We start from the raw sequence: 20,362 nt of genomic DNA, 5'->3' as shown, positions 1-20,362 counted from the left end.
CTGAGCGAATAGTGCGCCGGGCTTGCCAGCGGCAGGCGTCACCCGAGCCATCATAAATTCATTCGATTGACTTAATTGCTTGGCTGTCGTAATATGCGCACATGATGAAAAACAAGAACTCCCCATCCGGCCCCAAACCCGATCGCGGCGACGCCACGAAAGAGAAGCTGCTTTCGACATCGATCGATGTCTTCGGACGCTATGGTTTCGACGGCGCAAGCACCCGCAAGCTCGCGGATGCCGCTGGCGTCAACCTGCAGGCGATCCCCTACTATTTCGGCGGCAAGGAAGGTCTCTACATTGCTGCGGCCGAGCATCTGGCGGCGATCATCGGCGGGCACGTCGCCGACCTGCGAACGGTCATCCTGGAGCGACTGGCACGGCTTGATGCGGAAGGTGTCGCAATGAGCGCCAAGGAGGCACGTGCCCTGCTGACGCAGATGGTCCAGCGCATGGTTGGTTTGTTTGTCAGCCGGCAATCCGAGAGTTGGGCACGCTTCATTATCCGCGAACAGATGGAGCCGACGGAAGCCTTCGCGCGGGTCTATGACAACATCATGGGACCGATGATCTCAATGGCCGGCCGGCTGGTCGGCACGATCCTGGGTGAAGATCCGGCATCGGAGCGCGTGCGGCTGAAGACACTGTCCTTCGTCGGCAGCATCCTCGTCTTCCGCATGGCGCACGCCGCAGTGTTGCGGCAGATGCGGTGGGACGCCGTCGGCCCCGCCGAACTCGAAATACTGAAAAGCCACGCCGCCGACCTGGTCGAAGGGCTCGGCGAGAATACGGACCGCCAGCCATGAGCCGGAAAATACCCATTGCCGTCGCCCTGCTTGCCGGAGCCGCAGCCGCCGGCTGGTGGTTCGAGCTTCCTGCACGGTTCGGATGGTTGGAGCAGCGGCCGGCCTCGGTGCTCTACGGCAATGTCGATATCAGGCAGGTGTCTCTCGGCTTTCGCGTCAGCGGGCGCATAGCCAAACTGGCCGTCGATGAAGGCGACCCGGTCAAGACCGGTGATCTTCTTGGCAATCTCGATCCCACGCCTTTTCAGCAGGCAGTGGACGCGGCGGAGGCTGACCTTGGTGCACTGCGTGCCAATCTTGAAAAGCTGAAGGCCGGGGCACGCAAGAGCGAGATCGCTCAGGCGCGGGCCGTCCACGAGGAGCGGATCGCCGAACTCCAGAATGCTGACCTTGCCTATGAGCGGGCCGTGCAGTTGCGGCCGAACGGCACGATTTCGCAGGCGAACCTGGATGAAGCGAGTGCGGCACGCGCAGCGGCCGCCGCCCGCACCACCTCCGCCCGCGAAGCGCTTGCGTTGCTTGAGGAAGGAAGTCGGGTCGAAGACATCGCCGCTGCCGCCGCTCAGGTCCAGGCGGCGGAGGCCAGGCTCGCCAGTGCCCGCACCTCGCTTTCCGATACGAGGCTGCTGGCGCCCGACGATGGCATCGTCCTTTCCCGCGTTCACGAAACTGGCGCGATGATTGCGCCGTCGGACACAGCCTATGTGATTTCCTTGAATCAGCCCGTATGGGTGCGCGCCTACGTCGCCGAACCCGACCTCGGACGCGTCCATCCCGGCATGAAAGTCGAGATCGTCTCGGATACGGCCCCGGACCGGCCGTACGACGCAACGGTGGGCTTCATTTCTCCCGTTGCCGAATTCACGCCGAAGTCGGTGGAAACACCGGAACTGCGGACCGATCTCGTCTACCGCCTGCGTATCGTCGTGGCGAAGCCGGGAGTGGATCTGCGCCAGGGCATGCCGGTTACCGTTCGCCTGCCACCGGCTGCAGGAGGCACATCATGACCGCCGACGAGCGCTTCGTGCGGATCTCCGGTGTCGTCAAGCGTTTTGGCAAAGATGCGCCCGCGCTTGATCATGTCGACGGAGACATTCTCGGCGGTCGCATCACCGGTCTTGTCGGCCCCGACGGCGCGGGAAAGACGACGCTGATCCGGCTGATGACCGGCCTGATGCTTCCCGACGAAGGGACGGTGGCGGTATTGGGCTTCGACACCGCCAAGGACGCTGCCAGCATTCAGGCATCCATCGGCTACATGCCGCAGCGCTTTGGGCTTTACGAAGACCTGAGCGTGCAGGAAAACCTTGATCTTTACGCCGACCTGCGCGGCCTTCCGCTGGCTGAACGCACGGCGACATACGACGAACTGCTGGAATTCACCGACCTCAAGCGCTTCACATCCCGGCTGGCCGGCAAGCTTTCCGGAGGCATGAAGCAGAAACTCGGGCTTGCCTGCGCTTTGCTGCGCAAACCGCGTCTTCTTCTGCTCGACGAACCGGGCGTCGGCGTCGACCCCATATCCCGGCGAGACCTGTGGAAGATGGTCGAGAACCTGACCGCTTCCGGTATCGGCGTCGTGTGGTCGACGGCCTATCTCGACGAGGCGGAAGCCTGCGACAGGGTGTTGTTGCTGAACGAAGGCAAATTGCTTTTCGAGGGCGCGCCCGCCGAGTTGACAGGACGGGTCGCCGATCGCGTCTTCAAGATTGCCGGCACGACCGGACGAAAGCGCGAGGCCCTTGCACACTACCTTGACGGGGACGGTGTCGTCGATGGCGTTATCCAGGGGGACGCCATCCGGCTCGTCATGGCGCCGGGGTTTGCCCCCCCTGAAGAGCCGACCGACACGACCGGAACCGCGCCATCGGCAACCGTTGCGCCGCCGCGGTTTGAAGACGCATTCATCGATATGCTGGGCGGTGGTCCCGGCGGCCGTTCGAAGCTGGCGGAAGCCCAGACACCGTTTGCCAACGAGGATGGCAAACCGGTGATCGAGGCGCATGGGCTGACGAAGCGCTTCGGCGATTTCACCGCAGCCGACGACATAAGCTTCGACATTCCACGCGGCCAGATTTTTGGCCTGCTCGGGCCGAATGGCGCGGGAAAGTCGACGACGTTCAAAATGCTGTGCGGACTGCTGAAGCCGAGTGCCGGCGAAGGCCGGGTCGCCGGCTTCGACCTTCGCCGTGATGCCGCCGAAGCCCGCAACCGCCTCGGATATATGGCACAGAAGTTTTCGCTCTATGGCGATCTCAGCGTCGCGCAGAACCTGAGTTTCTTTGCCGGTGTCTATGGTTTGTCCGGCGAACGCAAGCGGGAGCGGACGCGGCTGATGGTCGAGATTTTTGGGTTTGGCCGCCTGCTTGACATGACTGCCAAGGACCTGCCGCTCGGCCTCAAGCAGCGCCTCGCGCTTGCCTGCGCCGTTCTGCACGAACCGGAAGCCCTATTTCTCGACGAGCCTACCTCCGGCGTCGACCCGATCACGCGGCGTGAATTCTGGACCCATATCAACGGCCTCGTCGAAAAGGGCGTGACGGTGCTGGTCACCACTCACTTCATGGACGAGGCCGAATACTGCGATCGCATTTCGCTCATCTATCGCGGCCGCTCGATTGCGCTCGGCTCGCCCGACGACCTGAAAAAGCAGGTGGCCACTGCGGCGCTCCCCGACCCGACGATGGAGGACGCCTTCATCGCGCTGGTGCAGGGATCGGAAGAGAGGCAGGCGGCATGACGACGCCTGCGCAAATCGAGACACCGACATCCGGACGAGGACGCCGCTTTGCTGCACTGGTACGCAAGGAAAGCTACCAGATCGTCCGCGATCCCAGCAGCATTCTCATCGCCTTCGTCCTGCCTCTGATCCTTTTGTTCCTGTTCGGCTACGGCGTATCGCTCGACACGACGCAGACACGCATCGGCCTCGTGGTGGAACAGGAGACGCCACTGACGCGCGATCTCGCGGCCGGCTTCCAGGCATCGCGCTATTTCTCCGTCAGCGTCGGCCGCGACCGCCGCGATTTCGAGGACGATCTCGTGCTCGGGCGGCTTCGCGGCATTGTCATCATCCCTGCCCGCTTTACGGCCGACCACGCCGCCGGACGGCATCCGGCATTGCAGGTCCTGGTCGACGGCTCAGACCCGAACACGGCCAACTTCGTGCAGAATTACGCCCAGGCGACAGTCGCAAACTGGGAGCGCCAGCAACGCGGGCAAGACGCTGGCCCGCCTCCGGCGATCTCGGCCGAACAACGCTTCTGGTTCAATCCGGAGCTGACCAGCCGCAATTTCCTCGTGCCCGGCTCGATCGCCATCGTCATGACGCTCGTCGGCACGCTTTTGACCTCACTGGTGGTCGCGCGCGAGTGGGAGCGCGGCACGATGGAGGCGATGATGGCGACGCCGGTATCGGCCGCAGAACTGCTCGCCGGCAAGCTCCTGCCCTATTTCCTGCTCGGGCTGGCGTCGATGACGCTCTGCGTGCTCCTGGCCGTCTTTCTCTTCGGTGTGCCGTTCCGGGGCTCGGTTGCGGCACTCTATGCGCTCTCGGCGACATTCCTGATGCCGGCACTCGGTCAGGGCCTTTTGATTTCAGCGGCGACCAAGAACCAGTTCCTGGCGTCGCAACTTGCGCTGATCTCGGCCTTTCTGCCCGCCTTCCTGCTCTCCGGCTTCCTGTTCGAGATCAACTCCATGCCGACGGTCATTCAGTGGATCACCTTCATCGTGCCGGCGCGCTATCTCATCCCGAGCCTGCAGACGGTGTTTCTGGCTGGCGACATCTGGCCGATGTTCCTGCAGGCGATTGCCGTCATGCTTTTGATCGGCTGCGTCTTTTTCGCGCTCGCGGCACGAAGCACCCGCAAGAGGATCGGCTGACATGTGGTGGACACGGCTGAAAGCGCTGATCGTCAAGGAACTGCTGGCGGTGCTGCGCGATCCCAAGGGTCGGGCGATCCTGATCGGACCGCCGATCCTCCAGCTTCTGGTCTTTTCCTATGCGGCCACGCTCGAAGTGACGAACGTCGACGTCATGGTTCTCAACCGTGACAGTGGCCATTGGGGCCACGAACTCGTCGAGCGGATCGACGGCTCCCCAACGTTTCGAAGCATCGCGTTCACCGATAATCAAAACGAGGTTCGCGACGCAATCGACAGGCAACGTACGATTGCCGCCCTGGAGATCGGCCCGACCTTCTCGCGTGACATCGAAGCCGGCCGGCCCGCCGAGGTCCAGATTATCCTCGACGGGCGCCGATCGAACGCGTCGCAGATCGTCTCGGGCTATCTGGGACGCATCGTCGCCGCGCTTGCCGCCGATACGCCGGCCGGCAAACGCTCGGCCTCCGCGGCGATCGCGGTCATCGCACGAAACTGGTTCAATCCCAACCTCACCTATCAATGGTTCATGGTGCCCAATCTGGTGGCCAGCATCGCATTGTTGATTGGCCTTATCGTTACCGCACTGTCGATCGCGCGCGAAAGGGAACTGGGCACCTTCGACCAGCTAATGGTTTCGCCGCTCAGAACACATGAGATCCTGATCGGCAAGTTGATCCCGCCAATGATGATCGGGATGTTCCACATCACGGTCTACATTCTCGCCGCGGTCTTCATCTTCGGCGTGCCGCTGCGCGGGTCGCTGTTCCTGCTTTATGGCAGCGCGGTCTTCTATCTTGCGGCGGTGGTTGGTCTCGGGCTGTTCATTTCAGCGTTGTCGATGACGCAGCAGCAGGCGATCCTTGGCGCCTTCCTGTTCATGGTGCCGGCAATGTTGCTATCGGGCTTTGCGACACCGATCGAGAACATGCCTGCCTGGCTGCAGCCGGTGACGCTCGTCAATCCGCTGCGCTACTTCCTCGTGATCGTGAAGGGGGTGTTCCTGAAGGATATCCCGCTGGCCGAGGTCGTGCGCCAGACGATACCGCTTTGCGTCATCGCCCTCGTCACGCTCTCGGCCGCTTCGTGGTTGTTCCGTCGCCGGCTGGAGTAGCTGTCAGCCCCTGACGAAGCGCTCGATTGCGGAGATTTCATTCTGGCGGATGTCGTGGCCACCGGCATGCCATTCGATTTCAGTGTCGGTGGCCTGTGCCGTGAAATAGTCCGCCAGCGCCTGCGTCTGGGGCGCCGGGCAAATCGGGTCGCGTTCACCGGCCGTGATCAAGACGTGGCGCCCTGCAAGCGCCGCATTGTCCTTCGGCCGGAACGGGATCAACGGATGCATCAGGACCGCCTTGTCGAAAAGGCCATACTCGATCAACACGTTGGCAAGAATGTTTGCCCCATTCGAGTAACCGAGGCCAACGATCTCAGACGCCTGGTGTTCGTCGGCAAGGGCCTTGACGAAATCGGCCATCTTCTTCGTCGCTCGGGACAGGTCCGCCATGTCGTAGACGCCCTCACCCGTCCGCTTGAAGAAGCGGGCAGCACCATGCTCCGACACATCGCCACGCGGCGACACGATGGTCGCCTCGGGCATGAGTTGCGCGCCGAAGGTGAAGAACTGGTTCTCGTCGCCGCCCGTGCCGTGGAAGACGAGGAAAATGGGATTGCCGGGCTGACCGGCTTTCAGTTTGTGGACGTAGCCGTGGTCGGCCATGGAGATCTCCTTGTTTCTTGCGGGATGTCGCATCGGCGGCGGGGCATCGCCCGACCGCCCTGCGTCCTAAGCTTCAAGCTTCTGCAGATGGCTTTCGAGAACCGGGCGCAGGTGCTTGTGCTGCTGCGGCAGCTTCAGCGCTTCGCCGAGATGGGCGAGATCCTCGTCGCGGTTGAAGCCCGGTTCGTTGGTGGCGATTTCGAACAGGACGCCGCCCGGCGTTCGGAAGTAGATCGCCCAGAAATAGTCGCGATCGATCACCGGGGTCACCTGATAGCCGGTGTCCATCAGCGCCTTGCGCACTTCGAGCTGCTTTTCGCGATTTTCGACGGCAAAGGCGATGTGATGCACGGAGCCTGCACCCTGGGCGGCGCGATTGAGGTTCGGCATGGTCTCGAGGTCGATCAGACCCGCGCCATTGCCGCCAGGCAGGATCAGCCTTGTAACGCCATCCTTGCGACCCAACTCCTCGTAGCCCATGAACTTCAGAAGCTCCGCTGTCGCGCCTTCGTCACGCAGCCGCATTGCCGCCGAATGAAAGCCGCGGATCGCGTGGTCCCCCGAAACGCCGCCGTCCGTCCAGGGCGCCCGCTTGTCGTCGCGCACTTCGACAAGCGCGAAGCCGTCGCCATCAGGGCCCGCGAAATTCAGGCGCTTTTCACCGAAGGTCTGTTCCTCCTTGAGGCCGGTGACACCGAGCTTTGCGAGCCGCTCGCGCCAGAAGCCGAGCGCGCCTTCAGGAACGGAAAAGACCGTGGTGCCGACTTCGCCGGTGCCGGCACGCCCGCGCGGCATCTGTGGGAACGGAAAATAGGTCATGACCGTGCCGGGGGTTCCGGCCTCGTCGCCATAATAGAGGTGATAGACGTCAGGGGAATCGAAGTTCACCGTCTTCTTGACGCGGCGCATGCCGAGTGTCCTGGTGAAGAACTGGTTGTTGGTGAAGGCATCGTCGGCCATCGAGGTCACGTGATGCAGGCCCTTGATCTGATTGAGCATTGCCTTGATCCTTTCCGCCCGCCGAGACCGGGCTTTGTCATGACGCATAGATGCGCTCATCCCGGTCGTTGCGAAAGACAGTCGCCACCAAACGCATTGTCTACGTTTTGTTGACGACAAGGGAAAATCGTTGAACGAACAGTGAGGACATAGCCGACGCCTTGTGGGTGGGCCGGCGCCTGCTTAAGATTGGTATCAGCCACAGCGTGGCTATCGGGAGCGAGCGGGAGGAGGAGCCCAGACATTCCGTGAAATACCGCCTGATCTTTGCCGTCCTCCTGCTGCCGCTGGCGGTTGCCGTCCTTGCCTGGCAGGGCAATGCCGTGGCGATGCGCAGCTATCTCGACGAAGCATCTGCCCAGGCAAACACCGCCCTCCGGCTCGCGGTGGCGGCGCTGGACGGCCACCTCAACCGATACCAGGCCCTGCCCGCCCTGATCGCCGATCACGACGATATCAAGGAGCTTGCCACGCGGCCCCGCGACCGGCGTCTGCGGGAATCGGTCAACGCCTATCTCAAGGATATCAATGGGCTGCTGCACTCCTCCGATATCTATGTGATCACACCCGGCGGCGATACCATCGCCGCCAGCAATTATGACGGCCCGACGAGCTTCGTCGGACAGAACTTCAGCTATCGCCCCTATTTCCAGGAGGCGTTGCAAGGGCGGCAGTCCAGGTTCTACGCGCTTGGCACGACCTCGCTGAAGCGTGGCTATTTTTTCGGCGCTCCCATCCGCGTCGGCGAGGATATCCGCGGTGTCATCGTCTTCAAGGTCGATGTCGAAAGCATCGAGGCGTCCTGGCAGGGCGGTGAGTACAAGATTTTTGTCTCCGATCCCGAGGGCATCATTTTCATGACCGGGACGCCGGAGTGGCTCTATACCGCGATCCTGCCCCTGACGGAGGAGCGGCGCGCCCAGACGGTGGCTTCGAGGCGCTATGCGGATGCCACCGTTCGCCCCTTGCCTCTGACGCGCCACGACAGCTGCGACCACCACTTGATGCGCATATCCGCCGGTCAGTCCGGCCGCGAATATCTTGTCGTGTCGCAATACATGACGGACGCCGACTGGACCGTGAACGTGCTCGCGGACACGGCCTCGGTGAAAACGCAGGCCCTGACGACGACGATTGCGGCGCTGCTGCTGATCTGCCTTGCCGGATTGGCGGCCGGGATCCTTTGGCAGAGACGTGCGCGGCTCAACGAACGCATCTCGATGCAGGCCGAGGCACAGACGGAACTTGAACGGCGCGTAGACGAACGAACAGCGGATCTCGCACGCGTCAACGCGCAGATCGAGGAGGAGATAGCCGAGCGCCGCCTGACCGAGCAACAACTGCGCCGCACCCAGGCCGATCTCATCCAGGCCGGCAAGCTCGCGGGCCTCGGGCAGATGTCGGCGGCGTTGTCGCACGAGTTCAATCAGCCGCTGGCGGCCGCAAAGACCTATGCTGACAGTGCAACCTTGCTGATTGAGCGCGGGCGAACCGATGAAGCCAGCGACAATGTCAGGCGGATCTCCGGCCTCGTCGACCGCATGGCCGCCATCAGCCGGCACTTGCGCAATTTTGCCCGTAAGCCCAACGAGAAGCTCGGACCAGTGCTGATCGAGGATGTCGTGCGCGACACGATGGAAATCGTCACGGTCAGGCTCAAGGCGGCGGCCGCCGACATCGACATCGATCTCGGGCCGGAGCCGCTGGTGGTTCGCGCCGGTTCCGTTCGCCTGCAGCAGGTTCTGGTCAACGTGATCTCCAACGCGGCCGATGCGGTCGAGGGACTGGAGGATCGCCACATTCGGCTTCGTGCCTGGCGCGACGGAGACAAGGTTGTGCTTGCGGTCAGCGATCACGGCCCGGGCGTGCCGGCGGCAATCGCCGAACGGATCTTCGACCCGTTCTTTTCGACCAAGGGGGTCGGCAAGGGGCTGGGCCTTGGCCTGTCGATTTCCTATAACATCGTCAAGGACTTCGGCGGCAGCCTTGTTGCCACGAACCTCGCTGAAGGCGGTGCAGAATTCCGCATCGAACTTCCCGTTGCAGACGACCTGGGCCAGGAGGCCGCCGAATGATCGAAAGCCGTGTCCTGCTCGTCGATGACGAAGAGGAACTGCGCCATTCGAGTGCGCAGGCGCTGGAGCTTGCCGGCTTCCGCGTCGAAACGTTTGCCAGCGCCGAGCGCGCCCTGGAATTCATCGGCTTCAGTTTTCCCGGCGTCGTCATCAGCGACATCCGCATGCCTGGCATGGACGGCATGACCTTCCTGCAGCGCATCCGCGAGATCGACGTCGAGGTGCCGGTGATCCTTGTTACTGGCCATGGCGACGTTCAGCTCGCCGTCCGCGCCATGCGCGAAGGCGCCTATGACTTCGTCGAAAAACCCTTCACCGCCCAGATGCTCGCCGGCACCATTCGCCGCGCACTCGACTGGCGCGCGCTGGTGCTCGAGAACCGACGGCTCAAGGCAGTTGCCGGCAAGCGCGACGACATCGAGCAGCGGCTGCCTGGGCGCAGCCAGGTCATGGTCGACCTGCGCTACCGCATCCGCGCGATCGGCGCCTCCGATGCCGATACCTTGATCATCGGCGAGACCGGTGTCGGCAAGGAGGTCGTGGCTCGTACCCTGCACGATCTGAGTGCTCGGGCGAACAGTCCCTTCATCGCCATCAACTGCGCAGCCCTGCCGGAAAACCTGATCGAGAGCGAACTTTTCGGCCATGAGCCAGGCGCTTTTCCCGGCGCGATCCGTCCACGCTACGGCAAGTTCGAACATGGACGCGGCGGAACCATTCTGCTCGACGAAATCGGCTCGATGCCGATCGACCTGCAGGCAAAATTTCTGCGCGTTCTGCAAGAGCGCGTGATCACGCGGCTGGGCTCCAACGAGGTTGTGTCGCTCGACGTCCGTTTCATCGCCACCAACAAGGTAGATCTGGAGCCGGAAGTGGCAGCAGGTCGCTTCCGGCCCGACCTTCTCTATCGCCTCAATGTCGCGACGCTGCGCGTGCCGCCGCTCGCGCAACGCCGCGCCGACATTCCGCTCCTGTTCCTGCAGCTCGCGCGCGAATCCGCTGCGCGTTATGGCCGAGACGAAGTCGAGGTTTCACAAAACATGCTGGCAGAGATGGCGGAACGCAACTGGCCGGGCAACGTGCGCGAACTGCGCAATGCTGCCGAAAGGCTTGTGCTTGGGCTGGACTCCACATCGAGCGAGACCGCCTCGCCCATGACGACCGGCAGCCGCCTGGCAGACAAGGTCGCTGCCTTTGAGAAGGGGCTGATCGCAAACGCCATCGCCGCCCATGGCGGCGCGCTAAAACCGGTCTATGAATCGCTCGGCATCTCGCGCAAGACGCTCTATGAAAAGATGCAGAAGTTCGGACTCGACAAGAAGCTGGTGGCCGCCGACCTGTCCGGCGACGGTGACGGTCTTTAGGCCTGTCGTATAACCCCAACCAAAAGCAGGGGCGCGAACATCGCGCCCCTGCAAAGCTGTGACAGGACTGTTGGCCTCAAACGTTGAAGGCCGCGCCGATCAGCGTCCTGGTATACGGCTCCTTCGGAGCATCGAAGATCCCGTCGGTATCGCCTTCTTCGACGATCTTGCCGTTTTTCATGACGATCACGTAGTCCGACATCGCCTTCACCACGGACAGATCGTGGCTGATGAAGATGTAGGACAGGCCGTGTGAGCGCTGCAGATCTCGCAGAAGCTCGATCACCTGCCCCTGGACCGAGCGGTCCAGCGCCGATGTCGGTTCGTCGAGAATGACGACCTTCGGCTTCAGGATCATGGCGCGAGCAATCGCGATGCGCTGCCGCTGGCCACCCGAAAACTCGTGCGGATAACGGTTGCGCGACGCCGGATCGAGCCCGACTTCCTTCAGCGCTTCGATGGCGCGACGGTCGCGATCGGCGCGGCTAAGCGCCGGCTCGTGCACGTGCAGACCTTCGGTGATAATTTCACCGACGGTGCGGCGTGGCGACAGCGAACCGTAGGGATCCTGGAACACCAGTTGCAGCGCACGCCTGAGCGGACGCATCTGTCCGCGATCGAAGCCGGAAATGTCTGTCGTTCCGAAGCGGTAGTAGCCGCTGCTCGGCAGAAGCCGCAACAGCGCCCGCCCGAGCGTCGATTTTCCGGACCCGGATTCGCCGACAACGCCGATGGTCTGGCCTTCGCGGAGCTTCAGGGTGACCTTGTCGACGGCACGGAAGACGGCGTTGCCGCGGGTGAAGAAGCCGCCGCCGATCGCGTAGTCGACACAGACGTCCCGGCCTTCAAGGATGATCGGTGCATTGTCTGTCGGGGGAGCCTTGCGACCGCTCGGTTCTGCCGCGAGCAGCATCTTCGTGTAGTCGGCCTGCGGCCGCTCGAAGATGTCAGCGGTGGTGCCCTGCTCCACCACTTCGCCGCGGCGCATCACTGCCACCCGTTCAGCGAAATGCTTGACGATGCCGAGGTCGTGCGTGATCAGCACGATCGCCATGCCGAAGCGCTTCTGCAGCGACTTTAACAGATCGAGGATCTGCGCCTGGATCGTCACGTCGAGGGCCGTCGTCGGTTCGTCGGCGATCAGAAGATCCGGTTCGTTGGCAAGCGCCATCGCGATCATCACACGCTGACGCTGGCCGCCCGAAAGCTCGTGCGGATAGCTGTCGATGCGCCGACCGGGCTCGGGAATGCCTACCAGTTCGAGCAGTTCCAGCACGCGCTTGCGCGCCTGCCTGAATGTGCCGCCGCGGTGATGAACGATCGGTTCGGCAATCTGACGGCCGATCGTATAGAGCGGATCGAGCGAGGTCATCGGTTCCTGGAAGATCATGGTGATCTTGGAACCGCGCACGCCATTGAGCGCCTTGGGCGAGAGGCCCACCAGTTCCTGACCGCGATAGCGGGCAGAACCGGTGACGGTGCCGTTCTTGGCGAGCAGGCCCATGATGCCCATCATCGTCTGGCTCTTGCCCGAGCCAGACTCGCCGACGACGGCAAGCGTCTCGCCGGTGCGCACATCGAGATCGATGCCCTTGACCGCTTCGACCGTACCGTCCGGCGTCGAGAAGTTCACCTTGAGGCCGCGGACGGCCAGAATGGTTTCGTTTGTGTCAGCCATATCAGCGGTCCTTCGGGTCGAGCGCGTCGCGCAGGCCGTCGCCGACGAAGTTCAGCGAGAACAGCGTCAGAACAAAGAAGATGGCCGGGAAGATCAAGAGCCAGGGGTACGACTGGATATTCTTGGCGCCTTCCGAGATCAACGCGCCCCAGCTCGTCAGCGGCGCCTGGACGCCCAGGCCGAGGAAGGAGAGGAAGCTCTCGAGCAGGATCACCTTCGGCACGACGACGGTGACGAAGACGATGACGGGACCGATGGTGTTCGGAATGATGTGCCGACGGATGATCTGCCAGTCAGTCAGACCGAGCGCCTGCGCTGCGCCGACGAATTCCCGCCGTTTCAGCGCCAGGGTCTGACCGCGCACGATGCGGGCCATATCCAGCCATTCGACCGCGCCGATCACCAGGAAGATCAGGATGAACGAGCGCCCGAAGAAGACGACGAGAACGACGACGAGGAAGACGAAGGGCAGAGAATACATGATCTCCACCAATCGCATCATGACGTTGTCGACGCGGCCGCCGATATAACCCGACGTCGCGCCATAGACGACGCCGATGCCGAGCGACACGAGACTGGCGAGCAGGCCGACGGCGATCGAGATCTGGCCGCCGAGCATGACGCGGACCAAGAGGTCGCGACCGTTCGAATCGGTGCCGAACGGGAAGTATTCGCGGTCGACCTGGCCGGTCACCTTGAGGGTGCGGCCTTCATCCTCGGTCGCCACGACCTGTGTGTCGCGGAACTCATTGGCACGATCGAAGTAGCGCGTCGCGCGTGCATCGATCGGCTGCTCGGAGGTGATGGTCGCGGTGAAGGTCTCCCCCTCGACGTTGAACTCCTTCAACGTGACGCGGGCGCGTGTCGCGATCCCTTCCATGACCCCTTGCAGGGTGGACGCATCCGGACGAGGCTCGAGGCTCGGCCCGATATTCACATAGGAAGGGAACACCTGATCATAGGTGTGCGGCACGAACAGCGGCCCCAGGAACGAGAAAATCGCGATCAGGGCAAGCATGACGCAGCCCGCCATGGCCGCACGGTTGCGCTTGAAGCGCATGGCAGCCAGTTGGAAGAGGCTACGCCCCTTGGTTTCCGGCGTTGCCGCCGATGTCTGGACGATATCAGTCATGGCGAACCCTCGGATCGAGCAGGCCGTAAAGAATGTCGACCAAAAGATTGAAAACGATAACGAAGATGGCAACGAGAATGACCGTGCCCATCACCAGCGTATAGTCGCGGTTGATCGCCCCGAGGACGAAGTAGCGGCCGACGCCAGGAATGGTGAAGATCGTCTCGACCACGGCGGAGCCCGTCAGCAACGCCGCCGCGCAAGGTGCGAGGTAGGAGACGACAGGCAGCATCGCCCCGCGCATGGCGTGGGTGACGACAACCGTTCTTGCGGGAAGACCATAGGCCTTGGCGGTGCGGATATGATCGGTGTGCAGCGCCTCGATCATCGAACCGCGGGTCAGGCGCGCGAAGACTGCCAATTGCGGCAGGGCGAGCGCGATCATCGGCAGGATCAGGTAGCGCATCGAACCGTCACCCCAGCCACCGGCCGGCAGCCAGGCGAGGAAAATGGCGAAAATCAGCGTCAAGACTGGGCCGACGACAAAGTTCGGCACGGTGACACCGAGCGTCGAGACCGACATGATGGTGAAGTCGAGGATGCTGTTTTGCCGAAGTGCAGCGATCGTGCCGGCGATGACGCCGCCAATTACCGCGAACAGCAGCGCATACAGGCCGAGTTCTATCGAATAGGGCAAGCCCTTGCCGATCAACTGCGCAACGTTGTTGTCCTTGTAGATGTAGCTCGGGCCAAAGTCGCCGGTCACTGCATTGCTGAGGTAGTGAACATACTGGCGCCACAGGGGCTGGTCGAGCTGATACGTCGCCATCAAGTTCGCCATCGTTTGTGGCGGAAGGGGACGCTCAAGGTTGAAGGGGCCGCCTGGGGCAAACCGCATCAGGAAAAAGGAAATGGTGACGACGATAAACAAGGTCGGCACCGCACTCGCCAATCGGCGAAGGATGAAGGAAATCATGGACGTACTCCGGAGGCGACGCGCGGCATTTTCGCCGCGCGTCGTCCCTGTTCGTTATTCGGCGACGCTCAGGAACCGGCTAAGGTGCTGGTTCGGCGAGTTGTCCTGCCAGCCCTTGACGCGGTCGGAAACCAGCCAAAGGTCGGCCTGGGTCAGAAGCGGAGCGATCGGCTGTTCCTTCATCAGCAGAGCTTCGGCTTCATGCAGCAGCTTGGAGCGCGCTGCCGGATCCTGCTCCTCGTAGGACTTCTTCATCAGGCCATCGAATTCAGCGTTTTCGAAGTGGCCGTAGTTGAAGGTCTTGTTGGAGCTGAGGCTGAGAGCGAGGAAGTTCTCGGCATCGGCGTAGTCGGCAACCCAGCCGGCGCGCGCCACGTTGAACTTGCCGCCTTCCTGCAGGTAGGCGTAGTGCGAAGACACGTCGAGGTTCACCAGCGACACCTTGGCGCCGAAGGTGTTCTTCCACATGTCAGCAACGGCAGTTGCAACGCGCTCGTGGTTCGGATTGGTGTTGTAGCGCAACTCGATTTCGAGCGGCTTGCCACCTTCGCCGTAACCGGCTTCCTTCATCAGGGCCAGTGCCTTGTCTTCACGATCGAGCTGCGACAGGGTGCCGAACTCGGCCTTGGACGGCTCACCGTAGCTCTCGATGCCCGGGGGCACCATCGAGTAGGCCGGAAGCTGCGAACCAGCGTAGATTTCCTTGGCAAGGAAGTCGCGGTCGACGGCCATGGACAGCGCCTGACGGACGCGAACGTCGCTATAGGGCTCCTGGCGGGTGTCGAAGGCATAGTAGTAGGTCGCGAGCGTCGGCGACACGTGGACCTGATCGCCATGGGACTTGCGCAGACGATCGAGCTGATCGGCCGAGAAGTTGTAGGCGAGATCCATTTCCTTGGCTTCGAAGCGGCGGACCGAAGCGGCCTGGTCGTCGATCGGGTAGAAGATGACCTTGTCGAGCTTGACGTTAGCGGCATCCCAGTAGTTGGGGTTCTTGACGGCGGTCAGGCTGTCGTTCGGAACGTGGGCGGCAAGCGTGAACGCACCGTTCGAAACCATAACGCCGGGCTTGACGAAGTCCGCGCCGTTCTTTTCGACGCTGGCCTTGCTGACCGGAAGTGCAGTCTGGTGCGCAAGCAGTTCGAGGAAGAACGGGGTCGGGCGCTCAAGCGTGATTTCAAGCGTCTTGTCGTCGACGGCCTTCATGCCAAGCTGGTCGGTCGGCAGTTCGCCCTTGTTGACCTTTTCGGCGTTCTTGATCGGGAAGAGAATGTTGGCGTAACCGGCCGCAACCTTCGGGTCTTCGACACGGCGGAACGAGAAGACGAAATCTTCGGCCGTCACCGGCGAACCGTCGGACCACTTGGCATCAGCGCGCAGCTTGAAGGTGTAGACCGTGCCGTCGTCCGAAAGCTCCCACGTTTCGGCTGCACCCGGGACGATCTTGCCCGATGCGTCATAGACGGTGAGGCCTTCGTAGAGATCCTTCAGGATGAACTCTTCGATGTTGATCGACGTATGGGCCTGGTCCAGCGTCTGCGGCTCACCGGCATTGCCACGATGCAGGACAGCTTCGGCAAGAGCCGGGCTTGCTCCGATGAGCAACGAGCCGATCAGCGCGGCAGCGCTAAGGTTGAGTTTCAGTGAGGCCATTTCGTTTCTCTCCTTCCCCTTTTTTGGGTTTGTGATCGCAGGAGAGAAGTGCAAATCTTTCTCAAACGCAAGGCGGATTCTGCAGCCGGCTGCATCTTTATCTATAGAGCCGTAATTTTGTGAACTTTAAAGTTGTATTTCGTTTGCGATCGTTTTCGTCGTTTTTGCGACGCAGATATGACAGCGGCGCGGTAATCCACGCCTATCTCCTGTAACGTTTTAGATGCGACCGCCATTTTGCCGGATCGAGGCCAAGAATCAGCCGTCGTGCAAACTTCGTGAATTCGAGGGGCAGTTTACGTAATGTGCGAAAAGAAACAGGGCCTTTGCCGCAATCTTCTTGCAGCACGTCCGCTGAACGGTCACGCCGCGCTTCCTCACAGGCCATTTCCAACTCGGTGCAGCTCGCCATCGGCGCGCGCAAAGGTAGCATTTAGCCCGATCGATCCGACCCGCGGTGACGCACCACTAGAAAGCGAAACGGTTAGATCCGTCCTGTTGCATCCAGTCCACAGTAAAATCGATTGAAGCGCGTCCGGCACCCCTCGCAGCCAGCCTGTCGCCCGTTGCCAAACCACTTTGATGAACTATTGTGCGCCTGACTTCGGTGGGCGCGACCATTTCGCACGCGTTGTCACGTCGCACGACAAATCCGGCCATCGACTGGTGTCGATGAAACCACGTGCGGCGGCATGGCCGGACCATTTTCGTCGCGCACCAAGCTGCGCAGAGACATATAAAGGGAGATTATCGAATGGCATTGATCACATTGCGGCAACTGCTCGACCATGCGGCGGAGAACGACTACGCACTGCCGGCGTTCAATGTGAACAATCTCGAATACATTCAGGCCGTCATGCGCGCTGCAGACGCGACTGATTCTCCCGTTATCCTGCAAGCAAGCCGCGGCGCTCGCTCCTACGCGGGTGACGCCTTCCTGCGCCACCTCATCCTGGGTGCTGCTGAAGAATATCCGCATATTCCGGTTTGTCTGCATCTCGACCACGGCGACCAGCCGTCGACGTGCATTTCGGCGATCACCAACGGCTTTACATCGGTCATGATGGACGGTTCGCTGGAAAAGGACGGCAAGACCGTCGCGAGCTATGAATACAATGTCGCAGTCACCGCCGAAGTCGTGAAGATCGCGCACGCGGCCGGCGTTTCCGTCGAAGGCGAACTCGGCTGCCTTGGCAACCTGGAAACCGGCGCTGGCGACAAGGAAGATGGCCACGGCTTCGAGGGCAAGCTGTCGCGCGAGGAACTGCTGACCGATCCGGAGCAGGCTTTCGACTTCGTCACCAAGACCGGTGTGGATGCGCTCGCCGTCGCCATCGGCACCAGCCATGGCGCCTACAAGTTTACCCGTGAGCCGGATGGCGACATCCTGTCGATCGAAACCATTGCCAAGATCAACAAGCGTCTGCCGAACACCCATCTCGTGATGCACGGCTCGTCCTCTGTTCCGAAGGATCTACAGGATCTGTTCAACACCTATGGCGGCAAGATGAAGCCGACCTGGGGCGTTCCGGTCTCGGAAATCCAGAAGGCGATCCCGCTCGGCGTTCGCAAGGTCAACATCGACACCGACCTGCGTCTCGCCATGACCGGCACGATCCGCAAGAACTTTGCCGAAAATCCGGAAAATTTCGACCCGCGCACCTACCTGAAGCCGGCGACGGCGCTCATGACCGAGGTTTGCCGCGAGCGCTTCGAAGCCTTCCGTACCGCCGGCAAGGCATCGAAGATCCGCACCCTGCGCCTGCCGGAAATGGCCAAGCGCTACGCCGCGGCCTGATCGGCATCAGGCACGCCGCCGTCAGAATGTCGGCGGCGTGTTGATCCACAGAAGGACCGTTTCGCCGTCATGCCGGTTTGTCCAGGCATGGCGGCGTTTGCTTTCGAAGTAGAGCGAATCGCCGACCCCAAGGTCGTAAAACTGGTCATTGTCGAGAATGAACTCGACGCGCCCCGAAAGCACATAGACGAATTCCTCCCCCTCATGCCGGTAAGCGCCTTCGCTTGAAGCACCGGGCTCCAGCACGAAACGATGGCAGTCCATCTGGTTGCGACCGTCGGCAAGGAGCTGGACCGTGACGCCGGGCGTGGTCTTCGGCCAGGCCCGCCATTCTCCCGCCCGGACAACGGCGCGTGCGTCCGCCTCTTCCTCGCCCGACAGGCTCGAAACCGTCGATCCGAAATATGCGGCGATGTTGTGCAAAACGGCAACTGACACGCCTTGCGAGGTGCGCTCGAGCGTCGAGAGTACGGAAGCGGCAATCCCGATCTCGCCCGCAACCAGCTCCAGCGTCTTGCCGGCGGCATGGCGCAGACTGCGCAATTTGCGGCCGACCTGGTTGTCGATACCGCTCTCTCCCGGCGCAGGCGCGTCATCATCCGCAGCCACCTCGGCTTCGAGTGCTTCTCTGATAGCCGCCGGGTTGAGACCGCGTTCGACGCGAAACCAGGAAATGCGTTTCAGTCGCGCCAGATCGGCTTCCGTGTATTGCCGGTGGCCCGTCGGTGAACGCTCCGGCACGACCAGTCCTTGCGTTTCCCACAATCGGAGCGTCGAGGCGGACACTCCCGCCAATCGTGCAGCCTCGGCAACCTTGTAGCGCACGCCGCTCATTTTCTCTTCCTTGTTACAACCGCCTGGTCCGGCAACGAATCTGCGCCGCACCCGCGCGCTCGCGAACTTATCCGCCCGACCTAAGCTTTTACAAGAATGCCTCATCAGCGCCGGTGTTCTCTCGATCACCAAATTTGATTTGCATTCCATTTTGAAAGATGTACCACTTCCCAAATAAACTTGCAGAAAAAATGCAACATATTGCCTTCGCCAGCAACAGGACACGCACCATGACTAGCCTCACCGATCGTAAGAACGCTGCCATTTCCCGCGGCGTGGGCATGACCACGCAGATCTACGCCGACCGTGCGGAGAACGCCGAAATCTGGGACAAGGAAGGCAACCGCTATATCGACTTCGCCTCCGGCATCGCCGTCGTCAACACCGGCCATCGCCATCCGAAGGTGATCGCCGCCGTCAAGGCGCAGCTCGATCGCTTCACCCACACCTGCCATCAGGTCGTACCCTACGAGACCTATGTGCATCTCGCCGAGCGCCTGAACGCGCTTGCGCCCGGCGATTTCGCCAAGAAGACGATCTTCGTCACCACAGGTGCCGAAGCCGTAGAAAATGCAGTCAAGATCGCCCGTGCGGCGACTGGTCGCCAGGCCGTGATCGCCTTTGGCGGCGGCTTCCATGGCCGCACATTCATGGGCATGGCGCTTACCGGCAAGGTGGTGCCTTACAAGGTCGGCTTCGGCGCCATGCCGGGCGACGTCTTCCACGCGCCCTTCCCGATCGAACTTCACGGCATCACCATCGAGCAGTCGCTGGCCGCGCTGAAGAAGCTGTTTGCTGCCGATGTCGATCCTGGCCGGGTCGCTGCGATCATCATCGAGCCGGTGCAGGGCGAAGGCGGCTTCTACCCGGTTCCGCCAGCCTTCATGAAGGCACTGCGCGAAATCTGCGACCAGCACGGCATTCTCTTGATTGCCGATGAAGTCCAGACCGGCTTTGCCCGCACCGGCAAGATGTTCGCGATGGATCATCATGAAGTCGCGGCCGACCTGATGACGATGGCAAAGAGCCTTGCCGGTGGCTTCCCACTCGCTGCCGTCACCGGCCGCGCCGAGATCATGGACGCGCCGGCCCCCGGCGGTCTTGGCGGCACCTATGGCGGCAATCCGCTCGGTATTGCCGCGGCGCATGCCGTGCTCGATGTCATCGCCGAGGAGAAACTTTGCGAACGGGCCGAACAGCTTGGCGGCCGACTGAAGCAGCGCCTTGCCGCGATCCGCGAGCAGGCACCCGAGATCGTCGACATCCGCGGCCCGGGCTTCATGAACGCCGTGGAATTCAATGATGTGAAGACCAATCTGCCGAGCGCCGACTTTGCCAACAAGGTTCGGCTGATTGCGCTCGACAAGGGCCTGATCCTGCTCACCTGCGGCGTGCACGGCAACGTCATCCGGTTCCTGGCACCGATCACGATCCAGGACAACGTCTTTGCCGAGGCGCTCGACATCCTCGAAGCCTCGATCCTCGAAGCGCGCGGTTGACGC

The 20,362-nt window shown here is 61.9% G+C and carries 16 protein-coding genes; 9 read left to right on the top strand and 7 right to left on the bottom strand.

Annotation, left to right across the window (positions count from 1 at the left end; all coding sequences use genetic code 11):
- Window positions 1-101: 101 nt before the first annotated feature.
- From AC1Q80_RS26565 to AC1Q80_RS26545, 5 genes are read left to right on the top strand one after another with little or no spacing between them, the layout of a single operon-like run.
- Window positions 102-806 carry a CerR family C-terminal domain-containing protein gene (locus AC1Q80_RS26565; protein ID WP_492362358.1) on the top strand — a complete coding sequence of 235 codons (705 nt, stop codon included), beginning with the start codon at window positions 102-104 and terminating at the stop codon, window positions 804-806.
- Window positions 803-1,813: a secretion protein HlyD gene (gene hlyD, locus AC1Q80_RS26560; protein ID WP_492362357.1), complete on the top strand. Its 1,011-nt coding sequence runs from the start codon at window positions 803-805 to the stop codon at window positions 1,811-1,813. The genes AC1Q80_RS26565 and hlyD overlap by 4 nt, the downstream gene beginning before the upstream one ends.
- A complete protein-coding gene (locus AC1Q80_RS26555) occupies window positions 1,810-3,546 on the top strand; it encodes an ATP-binding cassette domain-containing protein (RefSeq protein WP_492362356.1) in 1,737 nt (578 codons plus the stop codon). The genes hlyD and AC1Q80_RS26555 overlap by 4 nt, the downstream gene beginning before the upstream one ends.
- Window positions 3,543-4,691, top strand: coding sequence for an ABC transporter permease (locus AC1Q80_RS26550; RefSeq protein ID WP_492362355.1), 1,149 nt, complete (start codon window positions 3,543-3,545; stop codon window positions 4,689-4,691). Before AC1Q80_RS26555 ends, AC1Q80_RS26550 begins: the two co-directional genes overlap by 4 nt.
- Window position 4,692: 1 nt before the next feature.
- Window positions 4,693-5,805 carry an ABC transporter permease gene (locus AC1Q80_RS26545; protein ID WP_173422963.1) on the top strand — a complete coding sequence of 371 codons (1,113 nt, stop codon included), beginning with the start codon at window positions 4,693-4,695 and terminating at the stop codon, window positions 5,803-5,805.
- A gap of 3 nt (window positions 5,806-5,808) precedes the next feature.
- Here AC1Q80_RS26545 and AC1Q80_RS26540 read toward each other — a convergent pair whose 3' ends face one another.
- Together AC1Q80_RS26540 and AC1Q80_RS26535 are read right to left on the bottom strand one after the other, a co-directional pair.
- Window positions 5,809-6,411 carry an alpha/beta hydrolase gene (locus AC1Q80_RS26540; RefSeq protein ID WP_492362354.1) on the bottom strand — a complete coding sequence of 201 codons (603 nt, stop codon included), beginning with the start codon at window positions 6,409-6,411 and terminating at the stop codon, window positions 5,809-5,811.
- 66 nt (window positions 6,412-6,477) lie between these two features.
- Window positions 6,478-7,410, bottom strand: coding sequence for a VOC family protein (locus AC1Q80_RS26535; protein WP_492362353.1), 933 nt, complete (start codon window positions 7,408-7,410; stop codon window positions 6,478-6,480).
- A gap of 248 nt (window positions 7,411-7,658) precedes the next feature.
- Between AC1Q80_RS26535 and AC1Q80_RS26530 the strand changes: the two genes are divergently transcribed.
- Together AC1Q80_RS26530 and AC1Q80_RS26525 are read left to right on the top strand one after the other, a co-directional pair.
- Window positions 7,659-9,485, top strand: a complete 1,827-nt coding sequence (locus AC1Q80_RS26530) for a sensor histidine kinase (protein ID WP_492362352.1) — start codon at window positions 7,659-7,661, stop codon at window positions 9,483-9,485.
- A complete protein-coding gene (locus tag AC1Q80_RS26525; protein ID WP_492362351.1) occupies window positions 9,482-10,849 on the top strand; it encodes a sigma-54-dependent transcriptional regulator in 1,368 nt (455 codons plus the stop codon). The genes AC1Q80_RS26530 and AC1Q80_RS26525 overlap by 4 nt, the downstream gene beginning before the upstream one ends.
- A 76-nt stretch (window positions 10,850-10,925) precedes the next feature.
- On the opposite strand, the gene AC1Q80_RS26520 is transcribed toward AC1Q80_RS26525, so the two are convergent.
- From AC1Q80_RS26520 to AC1Q80_RS26505, 4 genes are read right to left on the bottom strand one after another with little or no spacing between them, the layout of a single operon-like run.
- Window positions 10,926-12,527, bottom strand: a complete 1,602-nt coding sequence (locus AC1Q80_RS26520; RefSeq protein WP_492362350.1) for an ABC transporter ATP-binding protein — start codon at window positions 12,525-12,527, stop codon at window positions 10,926-10,928.
- Window position 12,528: 1 nt separating this feature from the next.
- Window positions 12,529-13,659: an ABC transporter permease gene (locus AC1Q80_RS26515; protein WP_492362349.1), complete on the bottom strand. Its 1,131-nt coding sequence runs from the start codon at window positions 13,657-13,659 to the stop codon at window positions 12,529-12,531.
- Window positions 13,652-14,575, bottom strand: a complete 924-nt coding sequence (gene oppB / locus AC1Q80_RS26510; protein ID WP_173422970.1) for an oligopeptide ABC transporter permease OppB — start codon at window positions 14,573-14,575, stop codon at window positions 13,652-13,654. The genes AC1Q80_RS26515 and oppB overlap by 8 nt, the downstream gene beginning before the upstream one ends.
- Window positions 14,576-14,629: 54 nt before the next feature.
- The gene (locus AC1Q80_RS26505) at window positions 14,630-16,228 is read right to left on the bottom strand and encodes a peptide ABC transporter substrate-binding protein (protein WP_173422971.1); all 1,599 of its coding nucleotides are present in this window, start codon (window positions 16,226-16,228) and stop codon (window positions 14,630-14,632) included.
- 754 nt (window positions 16,229-16,982) lie between these two features.
- On the opposite strand from AC1Q80_RS26505, the gene fba reads away from it, so the two are divergent.
- Entirely contained in the window at window positions 16,983-18,026 is a 1,044-nt protein-coding gene (fba, locus tag AC1Q80_RS26500; protein WP_057211221.1) for a class II fructose-bisphosphate aldolase, read from the top strand.
- Between the two features lie 21 nt (window positions 18,027-18,047).
- On the opposite strand, the gene AC1Q80_RS26495 is transcribed toward fba, so the two are convergent.
- Window positions 18,048-18,860, bottom strand: a complete 813-nt coding sequence (locus AC1Q80_RS26495) for a MerR family transcriptional regulator (protein WP_173422972.1) — start codon at window positions 18,858-18,860, stop codon at window positions 18,048-18,050.
- A gap of 230 nt (window positions 18,861-19,090) precedes the next feature.
- Here AC1Q80_RS26495 and AC1Q80_RS26490 point away from each other — a divergent pair, with 230 nt between their 5' ends.
- Window positions 19,091-20,359: a 4-aminobutyrate--2-oxoglutarate transaminase gene (locus AC1Q80_RS26490; RefSeq protein WP_492362348.1), complete on the top strand. Its 1,269-nt coding sequence runs from the start codon at window positions 19,091-19,093 to the stop codon at window positions 20,357-20,359.
- The last annotated feature ends 3 nt before the right edge of the window (window positions 20,360-20,362 follow it).

The organism is Ensifer sp. GW823-FHT05D09 (assembly GCF_058795755.1).
This window is presented reverse-complemented; position numbering and strand designations above follow the sequence as displayed.

Bases quoted from the DNA above. Each gene is read 5' to 3' on its own strand.
- AC1Q80_RS26565 (WP_492362358.1), top strand. From the start codon at position 102: ATGATGAAAAACAAGAACTCCCCATCCGGCCCCAAACCCGATCGCGGC.
- hlyD (WP_492362357.1), top strand. From the start codon at position 803: ATGAGCCGGAAAATACCCATTGCCGTCGCCCTGCTTGCCGGAGCCGCA.
- AC1Q80_RS26555 (WP_492362356.1), top strand. From the start codon at position 1,810: ATGACCGCCGACGAGCGCTTCGTGCGGATCTCCGGTGTCGTCAAGCGT.
- AC1Q80_RS26550 (WP_492362355.1), top strand. From the start codon at position 3,543: ATGACGACGCCTGCGCAAATCGAGACACCGACATCCGGACGAGGACGC.
- AC1Q80_RS26545 (WP_173422963.1), top strand. From the start codon at position 4,693: ATGTGGTGGACACGGCTGAAAGCGCTGATCGTCAAGGAACTGCTGGCG.
- AC1Q80_RS26540 (WP_492362354.1), bottom strand. From the start codon at position 6,411: ATGGCCGACCACGGCTACGTCCACAAACTGAAAGCCGGTCAGCCCGGC.
- AC1Q80_RS26535 (WP_492362353.1), bottom strand. From the start codon at position 7,410: ATGCTCAATCAGATCAAGGGCCTGCATCACGTGACCTCGATGGCCGAC.
- AC1Q80_RS26525 (WP_492362351.1), top strand. From the start codon at position 9,482: ATGATCGAAAGCCGTGTCCTGCTCGTCGATGACGAAGAGGAACTGCGC.
- AC1Q80_RS26520 (WP_492362350.1), bottom strand. From the start codon at position 12,527: ATGGCTGACACAAACGAAACCATTCTGGCCGTCCGCGGCCTCAAGGTG.
- AC1Q80_RS26515 (WP_492362349.1), bottom strand. From the start codon at position 13,659: ATGACTGATATCGTCCAGACATCGGCGGCAACGCCGGAAACCAAGGGG.
- oppB (WP_173422970.1), bottom strand. From the start codon at position 14,575: ATGATTTCCTTCATCCTTCGCCGATTGGCGAGTGCGGTGCCGACCTTG.
- AC1Q80_RS26505 (WP_173422971.1), bottom strand. From the start codon at position 16,228: ATGGCCTCACTGAAACTCAACCTTAGCGCTGCCGCGCTGATCGGCTCG.
- fba (WP_057211221.1), top strand. From the start codon at position 16,983: ATGGCATTGATCACATTGCGGCAACTGCTCGACCATGCGGCGGAGAAC.
- AC1Q80_RS26495 (WP_173422972.1), bottom strand. From the start codon at position 18,860: ATGAGCGGCGTGCGCTACAAGGTTGCCGAGGCTGCACGATTGGCGGGA.
- AC1Q80_RS26490 (WP_492362348.1), top strand. From the start codon at position 19,091: ATGACTAGCCTCACCGATCGTAAGAACGCTGCCATTTCCCGCGGCGTG.